Genomic DNA, 2,509 nt, shown 5'->3' with positions numbered 1-2,509 from the left:
ATTCATGTAGAAGAATATGAATGCGATGCACGTGATACTAAATTGGGTGCTGAAGAAATTACGCGTGAAATTCCCAATGTAAGTGAAGACAGCACGAAGGACCTTGATGAAGGCGGTATTATTCGCGTCGGTGCCGATGTCGTGCCCGGTGATGTTCTTGTCGGAAAAGTTACGCCTAAGGGTGAAACGGAACTGACTCCTGAAGAACGCCTTTTGAGGGCTATTTTCGGCGATAAGGAACGGGAAGTGCGCGATACGTCGCTGCGTGTGCCTCACGGCGAATCGGGTAAGATTGTAGCGGTTCGCGTTTTCTCTCGCGAAAACAATGATGAATTACCGCCGGGGGTAAACCAGCTCGTACGCGTATACATCGCTCAAAAACGTAAGATTCATGAAGGCGATAAGATGGCCGGTCGACATGGTAACAAGGGTGTCGTATCCCGCGTTATGAGACAGGAAGATATGCCTTTCTTACCGGACGGTACTTCCGTTCAAATTGTGTTGAATCCTTTGGGCGTACCTTCGCGTATGAACATCGGGCAGATTTTGGAAACCCATCTCGGTTGGGCTATGCATGAAATAGGCGTACAGATTCTCAACCCCGACAATCACTTGGCCGATAAGTTGAAAGAAATCGGCTATGACATTGATAAATACGGTATGATTCAACCGGATGAAGCGGGCGTTCATATTGCGACTCCCGTATTTGACGGAGCTCATGCGGAAGATGTATTCGAAGCCTTGCGGGTAGCGGGACTTCCCGATGACGGCAAGACCGTTCTTTATGACGGACGTACGGGTGAACCTATGGATCGTCGTGTTACTGTCGGATACACGTACTTCCTCAAGTTGCATCATTTGGTCGACGATAAGATTCATGCTCGTTCTACCGGTCCGTACTCCCTCGTTACGCAGCAGCCTTTGGGCGGTAAAGCTCAGTTCGGCGGGCAGCGCTTCGGCGAAATGGAAGTTTGGGCTCTGGAAGCTTACGGTGCGGCATATACCTTACAAGAAATGCTTACGGTTAAGTCTGATGATGTCGTAGGCCGTGTTAAGGCATATGAAAAGATTGTTAAAGGCGAAAACATCCCCGAACCGGGCGTACCCGAATCTTTTAAGGTACTCTTGAAGGAATTGCAGGCTATCGGCTTAAATGTTCAGATTCTTAATGAAGACAGCGAAGAAGTCGTCATTAAGGAATTGGATGATGAAGACGAGTTGGAAGTCGATGCAGGCAAGAATGATGAAATGCGCCATATTATGGAAGGCGAAGCGACAGGAGAGGCTGTCGACCGCCCTGCGGAAGATGTCGTTACGGAAGATGCCGAAGAACCGGCTGATAACGGCAATGATGACGGACTCATCGGTATGGGTTATGACACCCTTACGGATGGCCTCAGTGACGACTCGGAAGAATAAGAAGCAGTACAGAAGGGAGCGGTATTAGTGCTGGACGTAAATGAATTTGATTCCATGCGAATCGGCTTGGCGTCGCCTGAAAAGATTCTTGAATGGTCCCACGGTGAAGTAAAAAAACCGGAAACCATTAACTATCGTACATTAAAGCCGGAACGTGACGGCTTGTTCTGCGAACGCATTTTCGGGCCTACAAAGGACTGGGAATGCCATTGCGGTAAATATAAAAGAATTCGTTATAAAGGGATTGTTTGCGATCGTTGCGGCGTAGAAGTTACGCGTGCCAAAGTGCGTCGTGAACGGATGGGCCACATTCAGTTGGCTACACCCGTGTCTCATATTTGGTACTTCAAGGGAATCCCCAGCCGTATGGGGCTGGTTCTCGATATTTCCCCTCGTTCGTTGGAAAAAGTCCTTTATTTTGCTTCGTATATCGTCCTTGATCCGGGCGATACGCCGTTGCAGAAAAAGCAGTTGTTAACGGAAACGGAATATCGTCAAAATCTTGACATGTACGGTGAAAAGTTCCGTGTCGGTATGGGGGCGGCGGCTGTTAAAGAATTATTGGCCGAACTTGACCTGGAAGCCCTCGACAAGGAATTGCGCGAAGAATTGCGTGATTCTTCGGGACAGCGGCGTGTACGGGCTATTCGCCGCCTGGAGGTAATTGAAGCCTTCCTTCATTCCGGTAATAAACCGGAATGGATGATTTTGGATGCCGTTCCGGTCATTCCGCCCGAATTACGCCCTATGGTACAGCTTGACGGCGGCCGTTTCGCCACGTCCGACCTGAATGATTTGTATCGACGCGTCATTAATCGTAATAATCGGTTAAGTCGGTTATTGGAATTGGGCGCACCGGATATTATTGTCCGCAATGAAAAACGTATGTTGCAGGAAGCTGTCGACGCGCTTATTGATAACGGTCGTCGCGGTCGCCCCGTTACGGGCCCCGGTAACAGAGCCTTAAAGTCCCTGTCTGACATGTTAAAGGGGAAACAAGGCCGTTTCCGTCAAAACTTGCTCGGTAAACGTGTCGACTATTCCGGTCGCTCCGTTATCGTTGTCGGTCCGGAATTAAAGATGCATCAGT

General features: G+C 49.1%; 1 protein-coding gene and 1 pseudogene. Both read left to right on the top strand.

Features of this window, described 5'->3' with window-relative positions; all coding sequences use genetic code 11:
- The coding region (locus PGX78_RS07540) for a DNA-directed RNA polymerase subunit beta (protein WP_442864816.1) at positions 1–1,419 on the top strand (1,419 nt) is incomplete at its 5' end.
- 54 nt (positions 1,420–1,473) lie between these two features.
- Positions 1,474–2,509 (top strand): annotated as a pseudogene (locus PGX78_RS07535) (DNA-directed RNA polymerase subunit beta'); the annotation flags it as partial.

Origin of the sequence: Megasphaera sp. AF13-6AC (assembly GCF_027685385.1) — a bacterium.
In the GTDB taxonomy this organism is placed as follows: Bacteria; Bacillota; Negativicutes; order Veillonellales; family Megasphaeraceae; genus Megasphaera; species Megasphaera micronuciformis.
Note: the sequence above shows the minus strand (reverse complement) of the source record. Positions and strands in the feature narration are given on the sequence as shown.